13 protein-coding genes, 2 tRNA genes and 1 pseudogene are annotated in these 25,993 nt (G+C 22.6%); 7 read left to right on the top strand and 9 right to left on the bottom strand.

Annotation, left to right across the window (positions count from 1 at the left end):
* Position 1 precedes the first annotated feature (1 nt).
* The 3 genes from nuoC to AB4W73_RS01145 are packed head-to-tail and all read right to left on the bottom strand — an operon-like array spanning position 2 to position 2,950.
* Complete coding sequence (nuoC, locus tag AB4W73_RS01155; RefSeq protein ID WP_367680616.1) at positions 2-1,801, bottom strand: NADH-quinone oxidoreductase subunit C/D; 1,800 nt, start codon at positions 1,799-1,801, stop codon at positions 2-4.
* A gap of 12 nt (positions 1,802-1,813) precedes the next feature.
* Entirely contained in the window at positions 1,814-2,491 is a 678-nt protein-coding gene (locus tag AB4W73_RS01150; protein WP_367680615.1) for an NADH-quinone oxidoreductase subunit B family protein, read from the bottom strand.
* A gap of 15 nt (positions 2,492-2,506) precedes the next feature.
* Positions 2,507-2,950 (bottom strand): NADH-quinone oxidoreductase subunit A, encoded by a 444-nt coding sequence (locus AB4W73_RS01145; protein WP_367680614.1) that lies wholly within the window; start codon positions 2,948-2,950, stop codon positions 2,507-2,509.
* A gap of 1,198 nt (positions 2,951-4,148) precedes the next feature.
* On the opposite strand from AB4W73_RS01145, the gene AB4W73_RS01140 reads away from it, so the two are divergent.
* A tRNA-Ser gene (locus tag AB4W73_RS01140) sits at positions 4,149-4,236 on the top strand.
* 1,006 nt (positions 4,237-5,242) lie between these two features.
* Positions 5,243-5,548 carry a 50S ribosomal protein L25 gene (gene rplY / locus AB4W73_RS01135; RefSeq protein ID WP_367680613.1) on the top strand — a complete coding sequence of 102 codons (306 nt, stop codon included), beginning with the start codon at positions 5,243-5,245 and terminating at the stop codon, positions 5,546-5,548.
* 1,450 nt (positions 5,549-6,998) lie between these two features.
* On the opposite strand, the gene trpS is transcribed toward rplY, so the two are convergent.
* The 5 genes from trpS to aroK all read right to left on the bottom strand — a co-directional run bounded on the left by trpS (position 6,999) and on the right by aroK (position 10,790).
* The gene (gene trpS, locus AB4W73_RS01130) at positions 6,999-8,015 is read right to left on the bottom strand and encodes a tryptophan--tRNA ligase (RefSeq protein ID WP_367680612.1); all 1,017 of its coding nucleotides are present in this window, start codon (positions 8,013-8,015) and stop codon (positions 6,999-7,001) included.
* Positions 8,012-8,728 (bottom strand): ribulose-phosphate 3-epimerase, encoded by a 717-nt coding sequence (rpe, locus tag AB4W73_RS01125; RefSeq protein WP_367680611.1) that lies wholly within the window; start codon positions 8,726-8,728, stop codon positions 8,012-8,014. Before rpe ends, trpS begins: the two co-directional genes overlap by 4 nt.
* A gap of 264 nt (positions 8,729-8,992) precedes the next feature.
* Positions 8,993-9,136: a hypothetical protein gene (locus AB4W73_RS01120; RefSeq protein ID WP_367680739.1), complete on the bottom strand. Its 144-nt coding sequence runs from the start codon at positions 9,134-9,136 to the stop codon at positions 8,993-8,995.
* Positions 9,137-9,311: 175 nt separating this feature from the next.
* Complete coding sequence (locus AB4W73_RS01115; RefSeq protein WP_367680738.1) at positions 9,312-9,458, bottom strand: DNA adenine methylase; 147 nt, start codon at positions 9,456-9,458, stop codon at positions 9,312-9,314.
* Between the two features lie 810 nt (positions 9,459-10,268).
* A complete protein-coding gene (gene aroK / locus AB4W73_RS01110) occupies positions 10,269-10,790 on the bottom strand; it encodes a shikimate kinase AroK (protein WP_367680610.1) in 522 nt (173 codons plus the stop codon).
* 2,128 nt (positions 10,791-12,918) lie between these two features.
* On the opposite strand from aroK, the gene trxA reads away from it, so the two are divergent.
* The 3 genes from trxA to wecA all read left to right on the top strand — a co-directional run bounded on the left by trxA (position 12,919) and on the right by wecA (position 16,388).
* Positions 12,919-13,257, top strand: a complete 339-nt coding sequence (gene trxA / locus AB4W73_RS01105) for a thioredoxin TrxA (protein WP_367680609.1) — start codon at positions 12,919-12,921, stop codon at positions 13,255-13,257.
* A gap of 504 nt (positions 13,258-13,761) precedes the next feature.
* Positions 13,762-15,030 carry a transcription termination factor Rho gene (gene rho / locus AB4W73_RS01100; RefSeq protein ID WP_367680608.1) on the top strand — a complete coding sequence of 423 codons (1,269 nt, stop codon included), beginning with the start codon at positions 13,762-13,764 and terminating at the stop codon, positions 15,028-15,030.
* Between the two features lie 311 nt (positions 15,031-15,341).
* Positions 15,342-16,388: a UDP-N-acetylglucosamine--undecaprenyl-phosphate N-acetylglucosaminephosphotransferase gene (wecA, locus tag AB4W73_RS01095; RefSeq protein WP_367680607.1), complete on the top strand. Its 1,047-nt coding sequence runs from the start codon at positions 15,342-15,344 to the stop codon at positions 16,386-16,388.
* Positions 16,389-18,356: 1,968 nt separating this feature from the next.
* Here the strand turns inward: wecA and AB4W73_RS01090 are convergent.
* Positions 18,357-18,432 (bottom strand) — tRNA-Gly (locus AB4W73_RS01090).
* A gap of 5,861 nt (positions 18,433-24,293) precedes the next feature.
* On the opposite strand from AB4W73_RS01090, the pseudogene AB4W73_RS01085 reads away from it, so the two are divergent.
* Positions 24,294-24,409 (top strand): annotated as a pseudogene (locus AB4W73_RS01085) (DUF2627 domain-containing protein).
* Positions 24,410-24,451: 42 nt separating this feature from the next.
* Complete coding sequence (gene cspE, locus AB4W73_RS01080) at positions 24,452-24,661, top strand: transcription antiterminator/RNA stability regulator CspE (RefSeq protein WP_367680606.1); 210 nt, start codon at positions 24,452-24,454, stop codon at positions 24,659-24,661.
* Positions 24,662-25,993: the final 1,332 nt, after the last annotated feature.

Below are 25,993 nucleotides of genomic sequence, written 5' to 3'. Positions count from 1 at the left end.
ACTAACGATCCACATCAGACATAACAAAATCAATGCTACCTAAATAGACAATTAAATCAGAAACTAGGCTGCCACGAATTACCGATGGAATCTGCTGTAAATGAGCAAAACTTGGAGTGCGTATTCGTGTACGATAACTCATAGTACTGCCATCACTAATTAAATAGTAACTATTAATTCCCTTGGTTGCTTCAACCATTTGAAATGATTCATTATGAGGCATAATTGGTCCCCAGGAAACTTGTAAAAAATGAGTAATAAGCGTTTCAATATGTTGTAGAGTACGTTCTTTAGGTGGCGGCGTTGTTAATGGATGATCTGCTTTAAACGGACCTTCTGGCATATTTTTATAGCATTGTTGTAAAATACGTAAACTCTGACGGATTTCTTCAACTTTAAGCACTACCCGAGTATAGCAATCGCTATTTCCATCACCTACAGGAATATCAAAATCAAAGTTTTCATAACCAGAATAGGGGCGCCATTTACGTACATCAAATTTAATGCCAGTAGCACGTAAACCGGCACCCGTTACTCCCCATGCTAAAGCTTCTTCAGCATTATAGGTAGCCACACCAATAGAGCGCCCCTTTAGAATACTGTTTTTCAGCGCAATTTTAACATAAGAATCAAGGCGTTTTGGCATCCAGTTAAGAAAGTCGTGTAATAAATTCTCCCAGCCTTGTGGTAAATCATGCATTACACCACCAATACGAAACCAAGCTGGATGCATACGAAAACCAGTAATTGCTTCAACTAGATTATAAATTTTTTGTCGATCAGTAAAAGCAAAAAATACCGGGCTCATAGCTCCGACATCTTGAATAAAAGTACTTATATATAATAGATGACTATTAATACGAAAAAGTTCTGATAGCATTACACGAATAGTATTTACCCGGTCTGGCACCACAATACCAGCTAGTTTTTCCACCGCTAGAATATAAGGCATTTCATTAATGCAACCACCTAAATATTCAATACGATCAGTATAAGGGATGTAACTATGCCAAGATTGGCGTTCAGCCATCTTTTCCGCACCGCGATGATGATACCCTATATCTGGTACACAATCGATAATTTCTTCACCATCTAGTTGTAAAATAATTCGAAAAGCACCATGCGAAGAAGGATGATTTGGTCCTAAATTGAGAAACATAAAATCTTCGTTTTTACGCTTAAGTTTCATGCCCCATACTTCTGGCTTAAAAGTCAGCGACTCCATCTCTAAATCTTCTTTTTGTTTAGTTAGAATAAAGGGATCAAATTCTGTGGCACGTGCTGGATAATCTTTACGTAATGGATGCCCCTGCCAATTTTGTGGCATCATAATACGTGTTAGATGGGGATGACCATTAAAGGTAATACCAAACATTTCCCAGGTTTCACGTTCATACCAATTAGCATTAGGGAAAATATCACAAATACTAGGAAGCCATAAATCTTCTTCAGACAACGCTACTTTTAAGATTATATCACGATTACGTTCAATAGAAAGTAAATGATAAAAAACAGAAAAATCTGCAGTAGGCAGTTTCTCACGATGAGAGCGTTGGCGTTCATCGACGCCATGCAAATCAAATAACATTATGTAAGGCTGTGGTTGTTTTTTTAACCATAACATCAAATTAAGCAGTTGTTCTCGTTTTATCCACAATACTGGCATACCCATACAAGTTACTTGTAAAATAAAAGTCTTGGAACCAAAAAAATATGATAAAGATTTAATTATTGGATCATCTAAGTGATCATAGGTATGATATAATGTTCGAGTATCAACGGGCTCTGGTAAATCTGTCATGATTTTTGAACTCTAAATTTTATCAGGTGTGCACAGATTAGTTACCGCAATACGCTTATCCCGCTTACGATCTTTTTCTGACTGCATATTCGCACGATAAATTCCTTGATCTCCTATTACCCAAGAGAGGGGGCGACGTTCTTTACTAATAGATTTTTGTAACAATAATAAGGCTTCTATGTAAGCTTCTGGTCGGGGCGGACACCCAGGAATATAAATATCAACTGGTAAAAATTTATCAACACCTTGCACTACTGAATAAATATCATACATACCACCTGAATTAGCACAAGCTCCCATAGAAATTACCCATTTTGGTTCAAGCATTTGATCATACAAACGCTGAATAACAGGTGCCATTTTAATAAAACAAGTGCCTGCTACTACCATAAAATCAGCTTGACGTGGTGAAGCACGCAGTACTTCAGCACCAAAACGCGCAATATCATGCACAGCAGTAAATGCTGTTACCATTTCAACATAACAACAAGAAAGACCAAAATTATACGGCCATAATGAATTTTTTCGCCCCCAATTCACTATATTATGTAACGCATTTTCTAGTTTTTCCATGTAGATACTACGATGAACATGTTGCTCAAGAGGATCACCACTAATGGTTTTTTGAGATTGTAATGGATAACGGTTGTTTTTACTATTTGGTTCTGCTCGTGTTAGAGTATAATCCATGTTAACGCCTCGCTTTTAATTTCTAGAGAATCTATTATTAATAATATTAATAGCGTTTGGTTTTATTCGATGACAAGATTGTTCTGGTGCCCAATCTAAAGCACCAATACGTACCAGATAAACTAATCCAGCTAATAATATAAAAATAAAAATACTAGCTTCAATAAAACCTATCCAGCCACTTTCACGAATAGAAATTGACCATGCATACAAATATAATGCTTCGACATCGAAGATAACAAAAAACATAGAAACTAAATAGAATTTAGCAGATAACCGCATACGTGCTGAGCCAACAGAGTTTATACCAGATTCATAGGGAATATTTTTAGCACGGGCATGAGCTTTGCCACCAAGAAAAAACGCTAACAGTAACATTAAACTACATAGACCTATTGCTACAATACAAAATACCGCGAACGCCCAATAATGAGCGATAATTTCAGTTGTTATTGGCATATTATTTACTTATTAAAATAGTTTTAAACAGTAAACTTTTAGTAAAATTAGTCAAGTAATATAAATCCTATATCATTTATAAAATATATTCTACTTTATAGTTAGCAACTTATATAGTAGAATATGTAAATATTATTACATCTTTTACTTTGCTAGAAAATTTTTTTGTAAAAACTAAGATTTTCTACTTTTAGCTAAATATATTTTTGATCTAAGATACATTCTTACCACTCTTAAGTAAGCGAAAAAGAATATAATAAAATATAAGAAAAATTCTTTATTTTTTATAACAAAAACTAACTTATTAGTTGATATGCAAATACTATCATATTAATCTGTATCAAATAAAATTATCGTTAGTTATAAATATTTAATGAATAGGATATTTTTAAAATAATACTTGGAAAAAATAATCGTAGATATCATTTCTTAGTAAACTTACAAATATTTAATGCTATAAACTTGTATGTTATCAATAATAAGCTCTAATAATATTTTAAATAATTAGCACTCCTATATATTTTTAAAAAGTTTACTGTAATATCTATTTAATTTTTTCTTACTTTACTATATATCAATAACCTAAAATATATTATAAGTCTTTAAATTCAGTAGAAATTTTTAAATTTGATTTAAATAAAACCATACAAAATAAAAAATTAACATTACATTTTACTTTCTATAAATAATTTTAGTTTAAATTCATTTTATTAAGTATAATATAGGTAAATTACTATATAAAAATTCTTTATAAGAACTATATTTTAGAATATAATATAAATAGATCATAAATTTATTATAATAGTGTTAAATCTAAAGATAAAATATTAGTCATTGATAATATTTATTACTAATTAGCAATTAGTAATAAATCATGATAATAGTAAAAGATTAATTTTAGTAGCTAGATAGCAAAGTAAATCCTAACATTTATAATTTACTTGCCTAAATTAAGCAACAAAAATTTTTAAAATAAAAAATATTAATTATTATAATTTAGCTTTGTTTATCTATATTCAATCTATAAACCACAAACTTTTATAGTATTTAACTCTTTGTATAGGTTTTAGTAATTAAATACTGGTTACTTATTAGCTGATTCATTTTTTTATTATAATTACAATATCTTTTAGAAAATTAAATTAAGTCATACTTTACAAGTTACTATACACTGTTTATAGTACTTCTTATTCATTATGGAGGGGTGGCCGAGTGGTTGAAGGCAACGGTCTTGAAAACCGTCGATAGGTAACTGTTCGTGAGTTCGAATCTCACCCTCTCCGCCAAAAATAATTTTTTAATATTTTGCTAAATTTTAAATTCTAATGTATTAGATTCTTGTAAAGCCTAAGAGCATACTAAACATGTTTACTAACTATTTTTATATAAAAGAATAAAACTATAATTTCCTTTCTTATAAGCATTATTTAAGAAAAATTTAAGATAACTTGTGACACTATAATTTTTGTGTACTAAACATTATTATTTAATATAAAAACTTACTGTTTTTAATTGGTTTAATTAAAAATCAAGAAATAGTTACCTACACTAATTTTACTTATAAAAAATCCAAGTTACTATAATTGTAGTAGGAGAGTTATTAACTTGATACACAATATCAAAATAATTTATTTATTAAATTTGCCTATATATATTAGGTATTAAAGAAGAACCTTAATATAAGTATAAACACTAATACACCTTAATTCATAGTAAGAATTATATAGATGAATATTAAAATAACAGTATATATTACTATTAATTAACACTTACTAATAGAAATTAGTATTTTACGTTATATCTATTATATAGAACATAAATAAACTAAGCTAAAATATTTTATAAAAAGTAATTATAAAATGTTAACTATCTATTTTTAAAATTATATATAAATTAAATTATAAGCATTTTTATGTATTGAATATTACTATCCTAATATAGCTAATACTTTTTAGTTTTTAACAGTAATTATAATTATCATGGAAGTCTACTATTAATAGCAGATTATATACTATATAGTGATTATATAGTATATAGCTATAATAAATAAGGAAAATAAGTATAATTATAAATTAGAAAAATAAATCTAGTAAGTGACACTACAAAAAGTTTAAGTCTTAATACTGATATAAAGATTCTATAATAACTTAGTAATTTATAGTTTTATTTACTGCCTAAATAATTTTTCACTAAAACACTACCGTTTTAATTATAGTTTTGATTATAAAAAATTATTTAGCTCATTCTAGGGTTACCTGTAACAGAGTTATATTCCTTACTTAAGAGAAAAAAATGATTATTATTAGCGCAAATATACGCAATACAAGAGGTAAAGGTGCGAACCGTCGTTTACGTGCAGAAAATAAATTTTCGGCAATTATTTATGGCAATTCAAAACAACCTATATCTATTACTCTCGATCATGACAGTATTAAACATGCTGAATTAAAACCTAATTTTTATAGTAAAATACTAGTTATAGCAATCGATAAAGAAGAAATTAAAGTTCAGGTACAAGAAGTTCAACGTCATCCGTTTAAACCTAAACTTATTCATATTGATTTTATTCGTATCCCTGATAAGCCATTAACTTCTTAGAATCTATTATAAAATTTTTAGATTATTTTTTATAATCAAGATAGAGGCAGGCCATAAGGCCTGTCATTTTATGTCATTATATAAATTAACTAACAGAGCAAATAATAGAAAGTTCATACTGATAACATAATATGAAGTTCTAATTAAAGAATACTCTTTCATAGTAAAATAAATACTAACTATTAATAGTTAAAAACTACCATAATATAATTATATATCTTATTGAGCTTTTTAAATTTAGTATTTATTAGCTAGATATCATAGTTATAATTTTATAACTTTATGCGTAATATGCATATAATTTATTTCTGCATAATATTAAAATTATTATCTATTAATATTTTATTAATATTTGTATTTTTTAAATAAAATAAGTTATAATTTATACATGAATAGTAATATACTTTAATATAAGAGATGTAAATCTTAAGTGGTAAATTAAATAAATTAACATTGTTTAGTACCTAACAAAATTACTACTAAATAGATATATAGCATTATTACTTTATTAATTCTAAAACATTTATATTAATTACAGTAATAATCTAAGTATTTAATAATAATTCAGCTACTTGAGCAATATAATTATAGGATAAAAAATTTCTTTATAAAATAGTTATTATTTCAAAATTATTTTTTATAAAATAGTAAAAGAATTTACTTTTATTAAATTTTTAAAAATTTAAGGTACTATATATAATTATAAAAAATCTATAGTATAATAGGTTAATTATTAATAGTTTATTCTAGTATTTACTATTTAAAATAAGTTAATATTACTTAAGACTACTATATATTTTAAATATATATTCAAATAAAACTTGAATTAAATAATTATTTTCTAATATTAATTATTATTTTAATATTATTTATTGGACTAATTAAATATTCTTTAGTTTTATTAAAAATATAATCTTTTCTTTTTAAGCCAGTATTATTATCAGTAATAATATTTTTATTATATTTTTTATGAACTAATAAAAAATTTATTAAAATTTATTTTATACATATTATATGGTATTTATTAATCATTGATATTAGTAATCTATATTAATATTATTATTAATTATATGTCCTTTATATTCTAAATTAAAAGGGATAAAAAATTTTTAGTAAAAATATTAAATATTTAAATAACACAATACTATTGTGTAATTTTTTATTTTTATATCTTAGCTTATTTCTTAAAAATTTTTATATCGTAAATATTTTATTTAATTTAAATTTTTTATTTAAAAATAAATTTTTTGTGCTCCTCTTAATAGGAGAGTTTCTATCTAGCTTATTATTTTTAAGTATATTGTAAATATTTATAAATACATTTTTTATAATTATCTATATTTTATATAGTTAGGATTAATTCTATAAAATAAAGATAAACTATATTGTTGTTTACATTAGATGATATCTATTGTGTAATTAAGATTTAATAATACTATTATGTTATGTATCATGGAATCATAAAACCTATTGCCATGTATACTTTTTTAAGCGTTTCCTGTGCACGTTTTTGTGCTTGAGTTGCTCCTTCACGCATTATTTTTTTTAAATTATTTTCGTCTTTACGTTCTTTGTAATAACGTTCTTGTAAATTACTAAGTACATGAATAAGCGCAGTAGTTACCGTTCTTTTTAGATCAATATATTTTTGTCCTATAAATTGTGTTTCTAATTCAGAAATAGGTTGCCCATTAATACCTGATAAAATATCTAATAAATTAGATATTCCTGCTTTTTTTTTTACATCATAACGGATTATAGTGGGTTTATCAGAATCAGTTACTGCTCGCTTGATTTTTTTTTCTACTAAATTAATATCTTCTAATAAGCTAATAATATTATTATTATTGCTATCTGATTTAGACATTTTTTTATATGGCTCTTGTAGTGACATTATTTTTGATCCTCCATTTTTAGGCAAAAGAGGTTCTGGAATAGTAAATATTTTACCATATCGTTCATTAAAACGTTGAGCAATATTTCTGCTTAATTCTAGATGCTGTTTTTGATCTTTACCTACTGGTACTTGGTTAGCTTGATATAGTAGTATATCTGCAGCCATAAGTATTGGATAACTAAATAATCCTGCATTAATATTTTTAATGTAACCTGTTGATTTATCTTTAAACTGGGTCATTCGGTTTAACTCACCAAAATAAGTATAGCAATTTAATATCCAGCTTAATTGAGCATGTTCAGGAACATGTGATTGCACAAAAATAGTGCTCTTTTGTGGATCAATGCCACATGCTAAATATAAGGCTAAGATATCTAATGTTCTTTTACTTAAAGCTTTAGCGTCTTGATGTACAGTAATAGCATGTAAATCAACAATACAATAAACACAATCATAATTATCTTGCATCCTTACCCATTGACGTAAAGCACCTATATAATTGCCAATAGTTAATACACCAGAAGGTTGAGCACCACTAAATACAATAGATTTTTGTGCTATTTGATTCATTTATTTTTCCTTAAAATGGTATCTTTTATAAATGGGGATAAAACCTTTACTAATTCACACCGCATCATCTCAATAACTGTTTTATAATTTGGTTGTTTAAAAATAGCAGAACCTGCGACAAACATATCTGCCCCTGCTTTTGCTACCTTATAAATATTTGTTATATTAATACCCCCATCCACCCCTAATCGAATATCATAATCCCCTTTATCTATGAGTTTTCGCACCTGATATAATGTATTTAGTGTTGTCGGAATAAATGATTGACCACTAAATCCTGGATTAACTGACATCAATAAAATGATATCTAATTTATCCATTATTTTTATATTATTTAAATAACTTAAATCTGTATTAGGATTAAATACTAAGCCAACTTTACAGCTCTCATTTTTTATAAGAGCTAAAGTATAAGCAATATCTTTAGTAGCTTCTGGATGAAAAGAAATGGAGGTGGCACCTGCTTTAGCAAAAGCTATTGCTAAGTGATCAACAGGTTTAACCATTAAATGCACATCAATAGGAGCTAGGATCCCATAATTTCGTAAAGACTTACAAACTATAGAGCCAACTGTTAAATTAGGAACATAATGGTTATCCATTACATCAAAATGAATAACGTCAGCGCCAGAAGCTAGTACCTTGGCTATATCTTCACCTAAACGAGCAAAATCTGCTGATAGAATAGATGGGGCAATTAAAAATTCTTTCATTTTATTTCTCCAAAATTTTTATTTGCTCATAATCTATTTTTACTAAAAATAAAATATAAGAAGCTATTAAAAAATTTATTTAACTATAGAGTACTAAATACTCATTTATTTTATAATAACCAAAAATATTGTTACTAATAACACGACTAATTTTAACCTGATAAAAGATTACTTAATAATACTAGATTCGTATTAATTCAGTATCATGATTAAAAATAAGTATCGGAATCTAGTTTTAGCCAAAAAGTTTATAAACTAAACATGCTAGCTTTTTTGATCTTTTATAGTATAATTATTATTATAAGAGGTGAAATTAGTAGTTGTTGATAAAAGAATATAATATAAGTCACAATATACAGCTGTACCATAGATCACTTTTAGTAAAGTTTGTTGGTAATGCTTGTAAATAAAAGTAGTATATTGTGCTTTTCTGTAAATTAATATGTTCTAATTTAAGAAAATAAGGTTTTTATAATAACCAAAAGATACATTAAATTTATTCTTTGAATTATTATAATATAATCTATTATAATAATGGCAATTAAAATAGAGTAAGAGAAGCGCGCAATAATAAGTGTCTTGTTTATAACTTAATAATATTATATAATTTAATAAGATTATAATTAATATCAACTAAAATATAAGATTTATATTTAGTATTCAAAAACACTGAATTAGCACTAATAAATAGTTTAATTAAATATTCTCCTAAAGATAGATAGGATCGTATATTATTAATTAGTTAATATATTAATTTATATCGTGTTTACTAAAAATCATATCTTAATACAAAATAACAAGTTAAAAAATCTGTTTAAAATTTCTACAAATATATAGGATAGTAATTGCTGTTATTTATTTTAAAATCATCTATTAGTTCTAAATCATTTATTTAATCTATCTAGTTAAAAACTAAACTTTCTACTATAATAATTAGATAAATTATTTTAAAAGAAAATGTCATATTAATTGATTAAATTAAAAATATCATACTAATGATATAGTATTATCATACTTATAATATTAGGCCTATTATATATTTTATATGTAGCATAAATTTAAGTTACCAATACTTAAATATTACTAAAGAAGGATTTGAAATAGGATCTAATTGTATTAAAGAACTATATGCAACTAATAGTTATAAGAAGTACTATGTATACAATATTAATTATTAATATTTTTGCCCTATTTTATATATTTTAAATAAAATTAGCCATTATGTTACTAACTATTAGATTAGAAGAGTAATTCTGTAATATTAGTATTTTTAAGTACTAATATTAGTCTCCGTAAAATAATTTAGTAATCTTTTAGTTTTTTGATTATTAATATTCATACAATTACGATTGTACTATGTAATCAGATATTATATCAAATAAATTATCTAATTAGCTTTAAGATTATTTAATTATAAAATTATTTTAATAATATAAATATAGCTAGATTACTAAATAACTTAAAAATCTATAGTAATAAGACAATTACGATTACTAAGTATAATAATAACTTTCACTATATAATGTGCTTAATGCAAATATTAGTTATTACCTAAAAGATTAATAATTTGATTAGCCACTAGTTTTGCACTTTGGTTGTCAGTATGGATGGTAAAATCCGCAATTTCTTCGTATAAAGGTTTATATTCTATTGCTAATTTTTCTAACACCTTTTGTCCAGGTTCATTCATTTGCAATAGCGGGCGTTTTTTATTATGTTGCGTACGTGTTAGTTGTTTTTCTATGGTGATATCTAGATATATTACTATACCACGAACTGATAAATAATTACGGGTTTCTTTAAATTTTACAGACCCCCCTCCAGTTGCTAACACAATACCTTGTTTTTTTGTTAGTTCATTAATAATTTTTTTTTCACGATTACGGAAGCCATCTTCGCCTTCTACATCGAATACCCAGCCTACATCGGCCCCAGTCCTTTGTTCAATTTCTTTGTCAGAGTCAAAGAAATCCATATTTAGTTGTTGAGCTAATTGACGCCCAACAGTACTTTTACCAGCACCCATAGGCCCGACTAGAAAAATATTTTGTTTCTCTGTCATATTTTAGTATTAATAAAATTGTTCGTTAATGATAACTAGCCTTGCTAATTATATCAATAGCTAGGCATAATATAGATATATTAAAACTTATTACTTAAATTATGTTATTATAAGTTTATTATCTACAACGTATTTGTTACCTTATTTTAGTAATTCTTCTATAACTCTCTATAGATTATAACTATCTAAAATAAGTTAGATATTAATTTAAATGAATAGAAATAATAAAAATTCTACTATTTTTAAATTAAAGATATTTTAGCACTTTAATAAATTTTTTAAAAACTAATCATATAAAGTATAGTAAAACTACTAATTAATCCTAATAATTTATATATATTTTAATATTTTTTACTATAAGATATTTAAAAATATAATAATCTTACCATATTTACTGTAATCTATATTTTATTTCCAATTTATCAATAGTAAAGATTTTCTTTTATATATTTAATTGTTATTTTAGGTATGTTCTGATTAATTTTAATATACAGTAGATGTATTACTTCAATTATTATAATCTTGCTAAGATAAGAATCTAACCATACCTCAAGTAATTATAATTTTTTATAAATTTTGTATAATATTAGAAATACTGAGACGATTTGCTAAAAATATTAATGGAAACTCGTAAGTATTAGTTTAATTATTTCTTGAATATTCTATACTACTTAGATAAAATCTTCTAGTAATAAGATATTTATTAAAATAATAGTATAATCAAGCAATATAACCATTGATTAAGATAACTAAGATAGTTTACTTTAATTTCTTGCTAATTAAAAGCTTGATATTATTGTTATATGTTAACAATTAAACACAATATTCTATAGGTAGAATATTGTGTTTAAAATTAACTTGATATAGTAGTTACTATTGTATAAACTTTATTATATAAAAATACTTACAAAGATATTATAAGTAATATTTAAACTACAATTAAAAGTATTTTTTATTTAGTATAAACTAAGATTTATAGACTGTTAGCAACTTTACATATTAATAATATATTAAAACTATTGAACCTAAGATAAATGATAACATAAGATAGTAATATAGAATAAGATATTTAACATTAAATATCTTATTCATTTATTTTTTATAATTATTTATTGCTAAATAATATACATATGAAAGCATTATAAATGCTTTTTATAATAAATTAATCAGTAATACATTGTTATTTATGCTTATTTATAGGAATATTATAACTAATATAAATTTTAATTTAAATAAATTTAAGATATCTTATTCATGAATAAGATTAACCTAATAACTACTTCTATTATATATCTATCACTATTAACATAACAAATATAGTTTTTGTAGTTATTAGATAGATAATAGTTAAAAATATGAGCTACTAATGATATGTAGTGCTTTCTAGCAAGAGTGTTATGTAACTAAAATAATACAAATATATGCTTTAACTGTACTTATAAGCAAGTTAGCATGTATTATAAGAAGGTTACTAGAAAAATATATTTAATATTTTTATTAGAAATAAATACTAGAAAATTTAACAAATATAATCAATAAAAAATTTAATTTGCATGCATGATTAGTAATATCTAAGATTATTATCTTGTAATGCTTAGATTAATATGATTTTATTTTATATAATGACAATATAACTACAGTATTATTTAGAATATTAATTTATCAGACAATATCTAAATTTACTTATAATATTTATTAACTCTATTAGCTAGATCTAATTATAGTTTTATTATCTTAGATAATAATTTTATATTAGCATAGATTTATATAGTTAATTCATGTATTAATATTGTAATTAAAATACATGGCTAATTGGTTTATCTCTTTTTTTATATTAGTAAAAAACAAGTAAGAAAAAGTAGATAGTAATAATACTAGAATCTTTATTATACTAATTACTCCTCGTACCATAATATCTTAATTAGTTAAGGTAAATACAATACTATATTTAAATAGAAATATTAATAAAATTTTTTGTCTTAAAGATTTACTGTAACTAGATAGTACAGGGCAAAATTAAAAAAATTTATATAGTTATATGTATTTTACTTATAGCATGATATAATATTAATTAATTATTGTTTTATAAAAATATGTAGATAGATGTTGTAATTTTTTGGAGTAAATTATGAGTGATAAAATAAAAAATTTGCAAGGCAATAACTTTAATGCTGAGGTGCTACAAATAAATAGTGCAGTATTAGTAGATTTTTGGGCTGAATGGTGTTCTCCATGTAAAATAATTGCTCCAATGCTCAATGAAATTGCTGATGAATATGCAGATAAACTAACTGTTGCTAAATTGAATATTGATGAACATATACATGGGGGAAGAGAAATAGCAGTAGAATATGGTATTCGTAGTATCCCTACATTGTTATTATTTAAAAATGGGAAAATTCTTGCTACTTGTGTAGGAAATATATCTAAAGATAAATTAAAAAAAATTCTCGATGATAATCTATGATTTAATTTAGCTATAAAAAATAAGTATTTAATATAAATAGGGTTTCTTTTATTCATAGCTAGACGTCTATGAAGAAGCATGTTAAATTTAATAAAAACTATGTATTAGTCTATTATTATAGGTAATAATAGAGTTTTTAGTATCTAAATTCTAGAATATTAAATTCTATAGCATAGAATAATTAACTTAATTTTTAATCTATACTAAAATAGTAGTATCTAAGAATAAACTATACTCAATAATAGATAGTGTTAAAAATTACTTTTATATATAAATTAAGTCAAAAGTAGTTACTACTTATCTGTTTTAGCTATTTATCTTTTTATAAAATTAGTACAAATATTTATTTGTAAGCTGCCATTTCGTGCAAGTCTAATATGGTTGATTATTTACATCATTTTCCACCGATTGTTATAGAATGCTCCATTGAGCTGGTTCGGATATATTACCGTACCTTTCACAATAATATTTCGAGATACCCCCGAGTTAAAAGAACCCACCATTATGAATCTTACCGAATTAAAGAATAAATCAGTCACTGAATTAGTAAATCTTGGCGAAGAAGAAATGAAACTAGAAAGTCTTGCTCGCATGCGTAAACAAGATATTATTTTCGCTATTCTTAAACAACATGCAAAAAGTGGAGCCGATATTTTTGGTGATGGTGTATTAGAAATATTACCTGATGGATTTGGTTTTCTTCGCTCTGCAGACAGTTCCTATCTTGCTGGTCCTGATGATATTTATGTTTCTCCTAGCCAGATTCGTCGTTTTAACCTACGTACTGGTGATACTATTTCTGGTAAAATTCGTCCACCAAAAGAAGGCGAACGTTATTTTGCTTTGTTAAAAGTGAGTGAAGTTAATTATGATAAACCAGAAAATTCCCGTAATAAAATTTTATTTGAAAATTTGACACCTTTACATGCTAACTCACGTTTACGTATGGAGCGCGGTAATGGTTCAACAGAAGATATAACTGCCCGTGTATTAGATTTAGCTACTCCTATTGGTCTTGGTCAACGTGGTTTAATTGTTGCGGCACCAAAAGCAGGCAAAACAGTTTTATTACAAAATATCGCCTCTAGTATTGCCTATAATTATCCAGATGCTGTTTTGATGGTACTGCTGATTGATGAACGCCCAGAAGAAGTAACAGACATGCAACGTTCAGTTAAAGGTGAAGTGATTGCTTCTACTTTTGATGAGCCTGCATCTCGTCATATTCAAGTAGCTGAAATGGTTATTGATAAAGCTAAACGTTTAGTTGAACATAAAAAGGATGTTATTATTTTACTCGATTCTATTACTCGTTTAGCTAGAGCCTACAATATGGTAGTGCCAGCTTCAGGAAAAGTTTTAACTGGTGGTGTTGACGCTAATGCTTTACAGAGACCTAAACGTTTTTTTGGTGCTGCCCGTAACGTTGAAGAAGGAGGTAGTTTAACTATTCTAGCTACTGCACTAGTAGATACCGGTTCTAAAATGGATGAAGTTATTTTTGAAGAATTTAAAGGTACTGGTAACTGTGAAATGTGTTTATCACGTGAAATTGCTGATAAACGTATTTTTCCAGCAATTGAATTTAATCGTTCTGGTACACGTAAAGAAGAATTACTCACAACCTCTGACGAGTCACAAAAAATGTTTATTTTGCGTAAAGTACTTCATCCAATGGGGAAAGTTGAGGCTATGGAGTATCTCTTAGGTAAATTAATACAGCGTAAAACTAATGATGAATTTTTTGAGATGATGAAAAAGCATTCAAGATAATAACTTTATTAAAAGTTAAGGTGCTATTTAGAATAAATTCTAAATACTTCAAGCATAGGAATCCACAGAATACAAAATACATATGTAATTACAAATATTAGATAATATAAAATTTACAACGTGTAGTTTTATAATAATAGTAGATTTATAAAAAAATCCTATTCATAGTTATTGTTTAAAGATGGAAAAATTCTTAAAGCTAAACTAGCATAATATATTAGGTTTCTTAAGAGATTTATTAAGGTACTTAGAAACCTAAAGAGTGAAATTTATTTTTTTCTAAGTGCTGCTAAACGAGATTTTTACTCACAATGAGTATAGAAATACTAATTATTTTCCTATTTTCTCTAGTCTTTTTGTTTTTCGCACGCATAGTGGCAAAAAAGGTTGGTTTAGTTGACAAACCTAATCATCGTAAGTGTCATCAAGGTCTAATCCCTTTAGTTGGTGGTATCTCGGTTTATGCAAGTATTTGTTTTGCTTTTCTAAGTAGTAGTCAGAATATTCCTCATTTTAGACTCTATTTAGTCTGTGCAGGCGTATTAGTGCTAATAGGTGTATTAGATGATAGATTTGATTTAAGTATCAAGATCCGTGCTTTAGTACAAGCTTTGGTAGGTATTATGATGATGGTTTATGCTGGGTTATATATATATAGTTTTGGTCATGTATTTGGTTCTTGGGAATTAGTATTAGGACATTTTTCTTGTGTGATTACACTACTTTCCGTTTGGGCGTTAATTAATGCTTTTAATATGATTGATGGGATAGATGGTTTATTAGGCAGTATATCTTGTATTTCTTTTAGTGCATTAGGTATATTATTATATCAAAAAAACTACTTCGAAGTTGCTTCATGGTGCTTTACTATGATCGCTGCTATTATACCATATATTTTACTAAATCTCGGTTTATTAGGACATCGCTATAAGGTTTTTATGGGTGATGCAGGTAGTACATTAATTGGTTTTACCACAATGTGGTTATTATTACAAACTACACAGGGTATTTCGCATCCAATTAAACCAGTTACTGCATTATGGATTATTGCCATTCCTCTGATAGATATGATTGCTATTATGTACCGCCGTCTGCGTAAAGGTATGAACCCCTTTTTGCCTGATCGTCAACATATTCATCATCTAATTATGCGAGCTGGTTTCACATCAAAACAAGCTTTTATATTAATTACATTAATCGCTGTATTGCTTACTGCCATAGGTATGATGGGTGAATATCTAACTTTTATGTCAGAATGGATAATGTTGTTATTATTTTTGCTAGTATTTTTAGTGTATAGTTATTGTATTAAACAAGCTTGGCGTGTAGCACGTTTTATTAAACGTGTAAAACGTTAGATACAGGAAATACTTAAACTCATTTCTTAATTATAGATTTAGTAATTACTATAGAAAATATATCTATATTTATAAAAGTAATATTCATAAAATATCAATTATAAAAAATATGGTAAGCAACAAGTTACTTATTGATAATAAATTAGATGTTCATAGTCTTTATTATAGTAAACTATAGATGATAGAAATAGTAATTTATTTATATTTATGTTAGCATTTTCTACATAGATAAACCTATAGTTAATAGTTTAATTAGATACTATTTATAATAGTAAATATATTTAATCTATATAAGTTGCTTCTAATTCTATGATTATTAATAAACAATCAAGTTTTCTATTAAAATATATAATAAGTTAATTGTTTAATTAAAAACTACATAGTAAGTACTACGCTTTCTAGTATTAAAGTTATTATTAAAAGTAACATCGATAAGATAATATAAAAACTTGTTACCTATAATAATCTAAAAAATTATTTTCTAACAAAATATAGGCACTATTAATAAATTACTTAGTATAAATATAATTTTATCACACTATATTAGTATATAATAAATATTACTCATTTACTATAATAGACCTTAATATAGATTAAGTAATTATACTATTTAAATCCAATTAAGCTATGATTTCAACATTATAAAGTAATTTAGGATATAAAAATCTTATCTTAAGTTAATAGGCGTAAAACTAATTTTAAAGTTTTTAATTCTAATATTATTTATTTTTACAGTAATATAATTATAACTTTTATTACTAATTTAGTAGTATAGCATTAGTGTATTTCTGTTAGATATATTAAGATAGTTATACATAAAAAATATTTATTTTTATTAGTTATAAGAATTTGATTATTGATTGATTTAGTAATTATTACTATATTATTTTATACTTATAATTAATATATAATAAAAAAATTTATTTATAGTAATTTATATTTTATTTCAATATATATTACATGTTAAAAACGATTAATTACTTAAGCAATATATTTTTCTTGATATTAATTTATAATAAACAAGCTATCTATATAGCTATTTATAAATAAATATTTCATAGTTATAGCTAAATGTAAAAGTACTACATTTCTATTAATGTCTAATTAATCATAGCAAAAAATCTATAACTAACATATTTAATTTATATACATGCATATTAAACCTCTTCTAAAACTCTTATTTATCTAATTTTTATATTATAAATTACTATAGTTAGATTACATTTTAATTCAAACTATTATTATCTATTTTAGTAAAAATCTAATGTAACTTTAAATTATTTAATTATACTAATAGTATTTTTATTTAATGTATGCTAAATTAATAATTTATAATTATTATATTATCTTTTTATATTGAAAAATTTTTTCTTTATTTTTTAAGTAGTATTAAATTTAAATAAATTTTACTAATCCTAATTAATTTATATCTATTACTATTAAAATAGTAATAGATATATTTATACATAAAACCCTTAAGCAATCTAAAATTATAGATAACATTCATTAATAATATTTATTAGTAATAGTTACTAAGTATATACTGACACTATATGTTATTTTTTAACATACAACTATTACTTATCCTATAGTTTTAGTTAACAAAAAATAAATACGATACTCTTATAGATGTTAGGAATTATTTATTAATAATCCTTAAACATAACCTAAGTTTTAGCTGCTATTATTTATTTATACTTATCTATTGATTAATTATTTTTTCTCTTTAATAAAAGTTAATTACCTTTAAACGCTAATTTCTTTTATAATTTATTACTTTATAAGAAATATTCTTATCTTTATGTATAAAATAAAATTAATCAAATATATAATATTACTATAAATTGATTATTAGTCATATAAGAAAGATCTTATATAGATAGTTTACTAACGAAATTATTTTTTAATAATTAGGTCAATTATAATCTATAATATGTATTATAAATAATTGAAATAAAATTAAAAAATTGGAGCGGGAAACGAGACTCGAACTCGCGACCCCGACCTTGGCAAGGTCGTACTCTACCAACTGAGCTATTCCCGCTTTAGGCATCTAAATTATCTTTGATAGTACTATACAGTAATGCTTTATAAACAAAAAGTATTTTATTTATAATCATCTACTAACATACTAGAACCTAGTATACGAGAATTTTCTGTAACAGCAAGTCTTATAGAAAAAATATTTTTATTGATAATAATACACAAAAATATAATTAATAACGAATAATAATTTTATAAGAGCTTAATATTTTTTGAAGTAGTTCATAACTTAAATAAAAAGATTTTATAATCCATAAAAATGATACAGTTAAACCTGGTAATTTAAATAGCAAGGTATTTTAACTAATAAGTATTAACTAATATGATTATTTAATTAGTAGTAAAAAATTTATGTTAATGTTAATGCTAATAAAAAAATAAATAAGTATGATTAATATCATTTTTTCAATAAAACTTAATTTGATAGTTTCTATGAATCTTTTCCAAGGATTACTGAATAATATATAATAATTATAGATATTTTTTAGTAATTTCTATTATAATAAACTTTCAACATTAAATATTTATGTAAAAATCAATATTTAATTAATTTACTAATATTGATTTATTATAGTTTTTTCTAGTAATTACTAAAATAACTAATTAATTACTGAATAGAGATTATTAATTTTATATCTTTAATTAAGCCATTACTATTATAATTACAAGATTTAATAAAGATTAGCATTAAAATAATTATATCTAGTGAATAGTAGCTAAAAAGTAGTTTAAAAGAGTCATTAAATAAAAAGATATTAGAGACAATTATTCTTGTTTTTAATTTAGCCTATTTTTAATTAGTTTTTAATTTGAGATGGCATTATTATTAATTTTTAAGGTATAATAAAAATATAAATAAACAAAAAACTACAATTTATTTTAATAAAAGATTATATTAGTAATTTTTATAATAAACAATATTCTGTTATAATTAAGATTTTAATTAAGTATTAATTTAACATGAATTTAAAAGTCATATTTAGTATAAAAATATATAAAAGTATAGTAGGAATATTTTAATTTTTAAAATTAAGTAATAATATATTATGTTACTAAAATTATTACTTTTCTTAAAAATTTATTATGCTACATAGCAAATTTATTATATTGTATAAATATTATAAGTAAATCTAATCTCATTAGAGGATATATATCCTAAGTTTATATAAATTAGAGTTTATTATAAAAATAATATGATTGATCATTTACTTATAATATTTTATAACTTTTTCTTATAATTCTAACTAGATAAAATACATACTCATTAATAGTCACCGTAATTATTTTCTTGTATGGACTATAAATAATATAAACTAGATACTATAAAATAAAGCTAAATTCTAATATTTAATTAAAATTACACTATGTTTTTTAATAACTTTATATTAAGTAATCCAAAAATATTTTAGATAAACTGTCTAAAAAACTGTTTGTATTCAAAGAAAATATTTATATGTAACATGATTAAGGTAAACTTAGTGATAAATTCTATCTATAATAAAATAAAATTATTAGTTATAAAAATAAATTTTTTAACTCTAGGTTATTATATAGAAATTAAGAAAAGCATTAAAGAAATTCTATATAATTATAATTATAATTATATAAGTATAAACTTAACACATATGAGTTTTTTAGTAGGTTTTTTATTAAATTATTATATTAATAATAAATTAAACAATAAATTTAGTAAGTATTAATTAAATAAATTTAGCTATAGTTGATTTATATAGATTAATTATAAAAAATAAGTAAATAAATATTACTACTAATTCATATTATTTACACAGATAATAATGCTATATAGTGTTTACTATATAATTTAACTAAGAAAATGTATATTCGTTAGAGTAAATAATATTAGTATTAAGTAAAGAGGCAAAGTTAATTTGTGCAGCATAAAAACTAGAAGTTTTAAAATAATATTATTGTTATATGAAGAAATGTTAAATATTAAAACGTGTAAAGCATATGTTTAGTAAAATATTACTGAAATTGTGAAACCGTTTAATTTTAACTTAATTAATAATAATCTAGTAAAACACTAAACTGTATTACAAATATATATATTCAATAAATTTTTTTGGGCTAAATTACATGAATTATCCTGAAATTACTTTCATTAAAAAATAAGATGAAAGTTAATAAAATAATATGGTGTATAATGTCACTATGCATGACGAGCACTTGCAAATACTATTTTAATACCATTTATAATAAAGTAACTATATCTTATATTCTAAAAAATATATTATTAATTTAAAGATAAACTATATTGTAAAGTTTTTTCACAAAGATTACAGATATAAAATGGTACCAATAAATTTTTTTTGCTATCATTTACAAGCTTTACTTAAATCTAATCATTATGCAATAGTTATTTGTACTATTTATTATTATATAAAATTCGTAGTATTTGTAGCACCATTAGTACTACAATACTCTATATTTTTAGAAGGATTATTTAAATCTAATCATAATATACGTCAAGAATTTTTCTAAATTGCTACTTATCATGTAAACTTATATATAAGATTATAATCTTATAACTATAACATAATTAAAGCCTAAAATTTGTATAAAAAGAATTAACTGTATTTATATATTAATTTAATATCTATATTATTTTATTACTAACATGGAATTTGCTTTTTATAACAATAGACTTTACTAAAATAGGCTACCTAGTATTAATTAATACGATTATTATTAAAGAAATAACTACTCAAAAATTTATAATTTAAATTTATAAAGATAAGAAATATATATTCTAAATATTAATTATTTTAAAAATAAATTATACTATAAATATATTATAGTCATCTATAATATATTGTATTAGGTTATAATAAAAGATTTAAGTTATAAAAACCAAATTATATTCTTATAAATTCTGTGTAAATATAAAATTGGTTAATTAAGATTGATCTAACAATAAAATATCATTAATAAAAGAAAAATAAATATATAACTCCTTATCATATGCTAAATTATAGCAAAATGCTATATAAAATGATTTTTTTGATTTATATCGAACCATATTTAGTAATATTAAAGTAACAAAATAACAAGCTAGTAATGTGTTATGTTAACAAGCATAAGAATATTAAAAACAATTAGATTATATCAATTTATATAATCAATAATATAAGCTAGACATAAATTAATATAGTAATATTACTATTACTTAAAGACAAAATAACAAGAAATTATTACATTAATTTTAATATTTTTTATTGTATTAACACAAAAAATAGAAAAATGTATTATCTTATATAAATTTATATAAGATAATACCTATTTTTAGTGTATCTAACAAATTATTTGACTAATATATAGTAGATATAAAAATTTTAAATAAATTATAAACTAAGTTATTACTCTAAAAATTTATTGATCGAAACATTAGAGTATAATAAAATAGTAATTATAGATTTTTAACATTAAAATATAGATTAAAATAACATATTTAATTAACCATTTTAGGTTACTCTATTGATACGTGGTTATTTATTAATATTATAAAAATAATTAAAATAGTTGGTCTATTAATATTTTTAAGATAAACAATTATAGTTTTTATTACTTATTGATTATATGTTAATTAAGTAAAATAGTTATTAAAAATTTAGTATTAGACTTATTAAGTAATTTTACTAATAAATATTAAGATAATTTAACTATTTTTATTTGATTAAAATTGTTAAGTAATATTATCTTAGTTGATATAACTGAGCTAACTGCAATAGATGTCTATATCTAGTATTGATGACCTAAAATATTTACTTAAATTTTTTTGTTGCTACTTTTTGTACTAATTAATTAAATTAATTTTTTATTAATATAAACCTACTTGAAAAAATTAAATTTTTTAGTTTCTAATTATTAGAATTATGACGATTGTTCGTATAATTTTCAATGATTATTTATTAATCTTTAATTACAACCAATCTATTATAATTAGTCACTATTCTATAAAGTTGTAGTATATTTTTACTATATGATATTTAGTAGATTATTAATGTTAATAGTTATTAATGTATTTCTTTTGGTAATTTTAAGATAATAAAATGTCTATTGCAGAATCAAAGAAACTATATAATATTTTTTCTGAAACTATTAATTAGTTTATTAAAAATATTATTATTATTTTATCCTTAGATTAAGTGATTAAAGGAGATGGTCTTTTATAGTAATTTTTATAAAATAAGATATTTTAAGTAGTAATAATTATAAGCATAACAATATTAATTTAACATTATTAATATATAACATATAGTTTGCTATAATAAATAGATATTATTTAATCTTATTATAAGAATATCTACTAAAAATGCTAGCAAAAATAAATAAATATAGAATTCTAATTTTATTCATATTATTTTCAGTACTACCATATCTATTAACGTTCTAATTAATTATTTAATCTTTAAATAATATATTTAATTTATTTATAATTTTGGTTATATTGATTTTAATAATTAACTAGCTAGTAATTTACTTAATAAATCGAAAATTTCATAAATAAAATACTCGAAGGTATATAGCATAGTTTCAAAGTAATTTAATGTCCTTACAATAATTATTATTTATTTTATTTTCTTACATTAATTCTAGTAACAATATATTTAATTAACTAATACTTTTATGAATATTTATATAATAATATATTTTTCTACTAAAAACATATAAAAAATAAAAAATAAGTTTATAATAATTAAAAATTCTAATAAAACTTAATTAAGTAAGATTACTTACTATTCTAATACAAATTTTTTCTATCTTATCTAGTATAAAGTAGATAATTCTGTTTGAATTGTTTACTTTTTACTAAGAACACTAATGTATCCAGGCAAATAAAATATTATTGTTATTAATTAATTAGAATATAAGTAATTTGTAATAAAAAATTTTTTTATGTTAAAATAAAAAATAATTATAATATAAGCAAGTTAAAAGTAAAAAAATATAATAAAATTTATAATAAATAAAAATATTTATAGTAAAACTAAAACTAAAAAACTAAACATAAAATTATTCTTAATTTAGATTCTAGAATTTAAATTCTAATATTTATAGTAAATAATAAGTTCTACTATTTTATATAAATTGCATAATGCATACTAAATTTTTATTATTATTTTATAGTAAAAATACTTACGATAGATAATCTCTAATTATAATAAAGATTCTATTACCATAGACTCAGCACTTATACTAAGTATATAATAAATTATATAGTTTACTATTTAGTATATGTTAAATTAAAGAAAATCTTAACAATTTTTAGTTATATATAACATTATAATTATATAAAATAAAGCATTTATTGTAATATATCTAAAATAAATAATTTATATATTTAGCATAAATAGAAGAAATAAAGTTATGAATATAATTCATTTTTAGATTAATTTATTGTAGATTTTTTTTGTTTTAAAGAATAAAATTTATATAATATGTTATATGACTTAAAGATTTACTATGAAGTGTAATAGTAAATCTTATTTTAAAGCTTGTCTATTAAGTATATCATTAACCTAAAAAATATTATTTAATAATAAATTTTAAAATTAATAGAGTCTAATTTTATCTTAAAACTTAAGCGATATCATTTTATAGAACTATAATGATAAATTATAAGTAAATATAGTAAAAATTTTAATATATCCATCAAAGCTAATAATTAGACATTACATTAAAATAGACTGGACATCTGACAAGATGTAGTTTATTTATACATTGTTTTAAATTAGTAACATTAAAATATGTATAATAAAAATGCGGGCAATTAAAATAACTTGCCAACGCATTAAGAGTATGTAATAACAATCATGGGTAAAATGAGGTAAAGTTCTGTATATATGTGGCATTTTTAGTAAAGAAGTTCTGAGTAAAAGCGTTATCGTGGATATCGTTTCTCTGTTGATCTTTATCTTAGTGCCTCAAACAGTAACGACTCAAGTTTATCTATTTAAATGCCTACGGGCGAATAAAATAATCTAAAGGAAATACTCAAGATGGCAAAGATAAAAGGTCAAGTTAAGTGGTTCAACGAGTCTAAGGGGTTTGGTTTTATTACGCCATCTGATGGTAGCAAAGATGTATTTGTACATTTCTCTGCAATTCAAAGTAATGGATTTAAAACTTTAGCAGAAGGTCAGATTGTAGAATTTGAAATTCAGGATGGACAAAAAGGCCCTTCCGCAGCAAATGTTAATGTTATATGAATCAATTATAAACCCGTCTAGTGACGGGTTTTTTAACATATTAGCATAATATTTTATATTAGATTATGAATCTACAAAAAATCTACTTAGTAAGTAAAATATTAATGATAAAAAAACTTAATGATAATTTATAAATTTTTAGCATATGGTCATATAAAAAATTAATAGTAATAGGATAAGATCTGATATTGCTTAACTTAAAATAATTTATATTATGATAATTTTTATTTTATCTATTTATTAATTAAAACGGATAGTAAATAAACTAAAGATAAAAATCATTTAGTTAATTTTTTAATAAGTTTCGTCAATATCATTAATAATATTAATTTCTTTTTTGCAACTATAGATTCTTCTATAATAAAAAGTTAGTAAATATAAAAAAATTAAAGAGAATAAAAAGAGTATTAGTCTAAGTAAAATTATTAATAGTATTATATTATATTAAAAATAAAAATACATTAAAAGCATAACGTTGAGTATTAGTAATACTATATTAAAATAGTATAAAAAATTTAAGGTGATGTTTAATTATCTGTATATTCTTTTAAATTTTAAGAGATAAGATTAAATTATTAGGGATATAAAAAATAAAAAAATCTAATAATTATGTATATTTATATCTCTATAAAATGCTTTAACTTAAATTTATTTATGTTTGATATAGTGATATCATTATAATAGTAATATTACTACAACTTACATATGATATATGAACAATTTATTATTTTATGATATAAATATTATTTATCTATTATATATTATTAATATATATAGCTATTAAAAAAATAAGTTCTAGTCTGTATATAAATAGTAATACACTTTAGTATAATAAATAATGATCTAAAGTAGTGAGTTAAATAAATTAACATTATTTAATATCTAATAAAGTCACTACTAAATATATAGTAATAGTATTACTATATATTATAGAAAACTATTCTAAGAATTATTAGCATAGGATACTTAGTATTTAGCAGAATTATTAGAATATCTCTTATACATTGAAATATATTGAATTTTACTATAAAATAGTAGCTTAAATACTATAAATTACATTTTTTTAGTAACTATAAAGTATATATTAATTTATTAGTACCATTAAGAATTATTACTTATTATTAGTATTTTTGGTGTAATATTAATAATAATATTTTACATATCTAGAATAGCTAAGATTTAATACCTAAAATATTTTAAATAGATAGTTATTATAAATAACATGTATTTTACAAATATTAAAATATTTAAGGTATAAAAATAAAAATTAAGATAATTTTTTAATATTTTTCTACTTATTTTATAAACTAAAATCTTAGGATATGATCGTAT

The sequence above is a fragment of the Candidatus Fukatsuia anoeciicola genome, from assembly GCF_964059965.1.
Classification (GTDB): domain Bacteria; phylum Pseudomonadota; class Gammaproteobacteria; order Enterobacterales; family Enterobacteriaceae; genus Fukatsuia; species Fukatsuia anoeciicola.
The sequence above is the reverse complement of the archived record's forward strand: the minus strand, read 5'-3'. Positions and strand labels throughout refer to the sequence as shown.

What these genes read in the sequence shown, in the direction of transcription:
- aroK (WP_367680610.1), bottom strand. Translation starts at nt 10,790, where the DNA reads ATGACAGAGAAACAAAATATTTTTCTAGTCGGGCCTATGGGTGCTGGT.
- wecA (WP_367680607.1), top strand. Translation starts at nt 15,342, where the DNA reads ATGAGTATAGAAATACTAATTATTTTCCTATTTTCTCTAGTCTTTTTG.
- trpS (WP_367680612.1), bottom strand. Translation starts at nt 8,015, where the DNA reads ATGAATCAAATAGCACAAAAATCTATTGTATTTAGTGGTGCTCAACCT.
- rpe (WP_367680611.1), bottom strand. Translation starts at nt 8,728, where the DNA reads ATGAAAGAATTTTTAATTGCCCCATCTATTCTATCAGCAGATTTTGCT.
- AB4W73_RS01150 (WP_367680615.1), bottom strand. Translation starts at nt 2,491, where the DNA reads ATGGATTATACTCTAACACGAGCAGAACCAAATAGTAAAAACAACCGT.
- nuoC (WP_367680616.1), bottom strand. Translation starts at nt 1,801, where the DNA reads ATGACAGATTTACCAGAGCCCGTTGATACTCGAACATTATATCATACC.
- rplY (WP_367680613.1), top strand. Translation starts at nt 5,243, where the DNA reads ATGATTATTATTAGCGCAAATATACGCAATACAAGAGGTAAAGGTGCG.
- AB4W73_RS01145 (WP_367680614.1), bottom strand. Translation starts at nt 2,950, where the DNA reads ATGCCAATAACAACTGAAATTATCGCTCATTATTGGGCGTTCGCGGTA.
- rho (WP_367680608.1), top strand. Translation starts at nt 13,762, where the DNA reads ATGAATCTTACCGAATTAAAGAATAAATCAGTCACTGAATTAGTAAAT.
- cspE (WP_367680606.1), top strand. Translation starts at nt 24,452, where the DNA reads ATGGCAAAGATAAAAGGTCAAGTTAAGTGGTTCAACGAGTCTAAGGGG.
- trxA (WP_367680609.1), top strand. Translation starts at nt 12,919, where the DNA reads ATGAGTGATAAAATAAAAAATTTGCAAGGCAATAACTTTAATGCTGAG.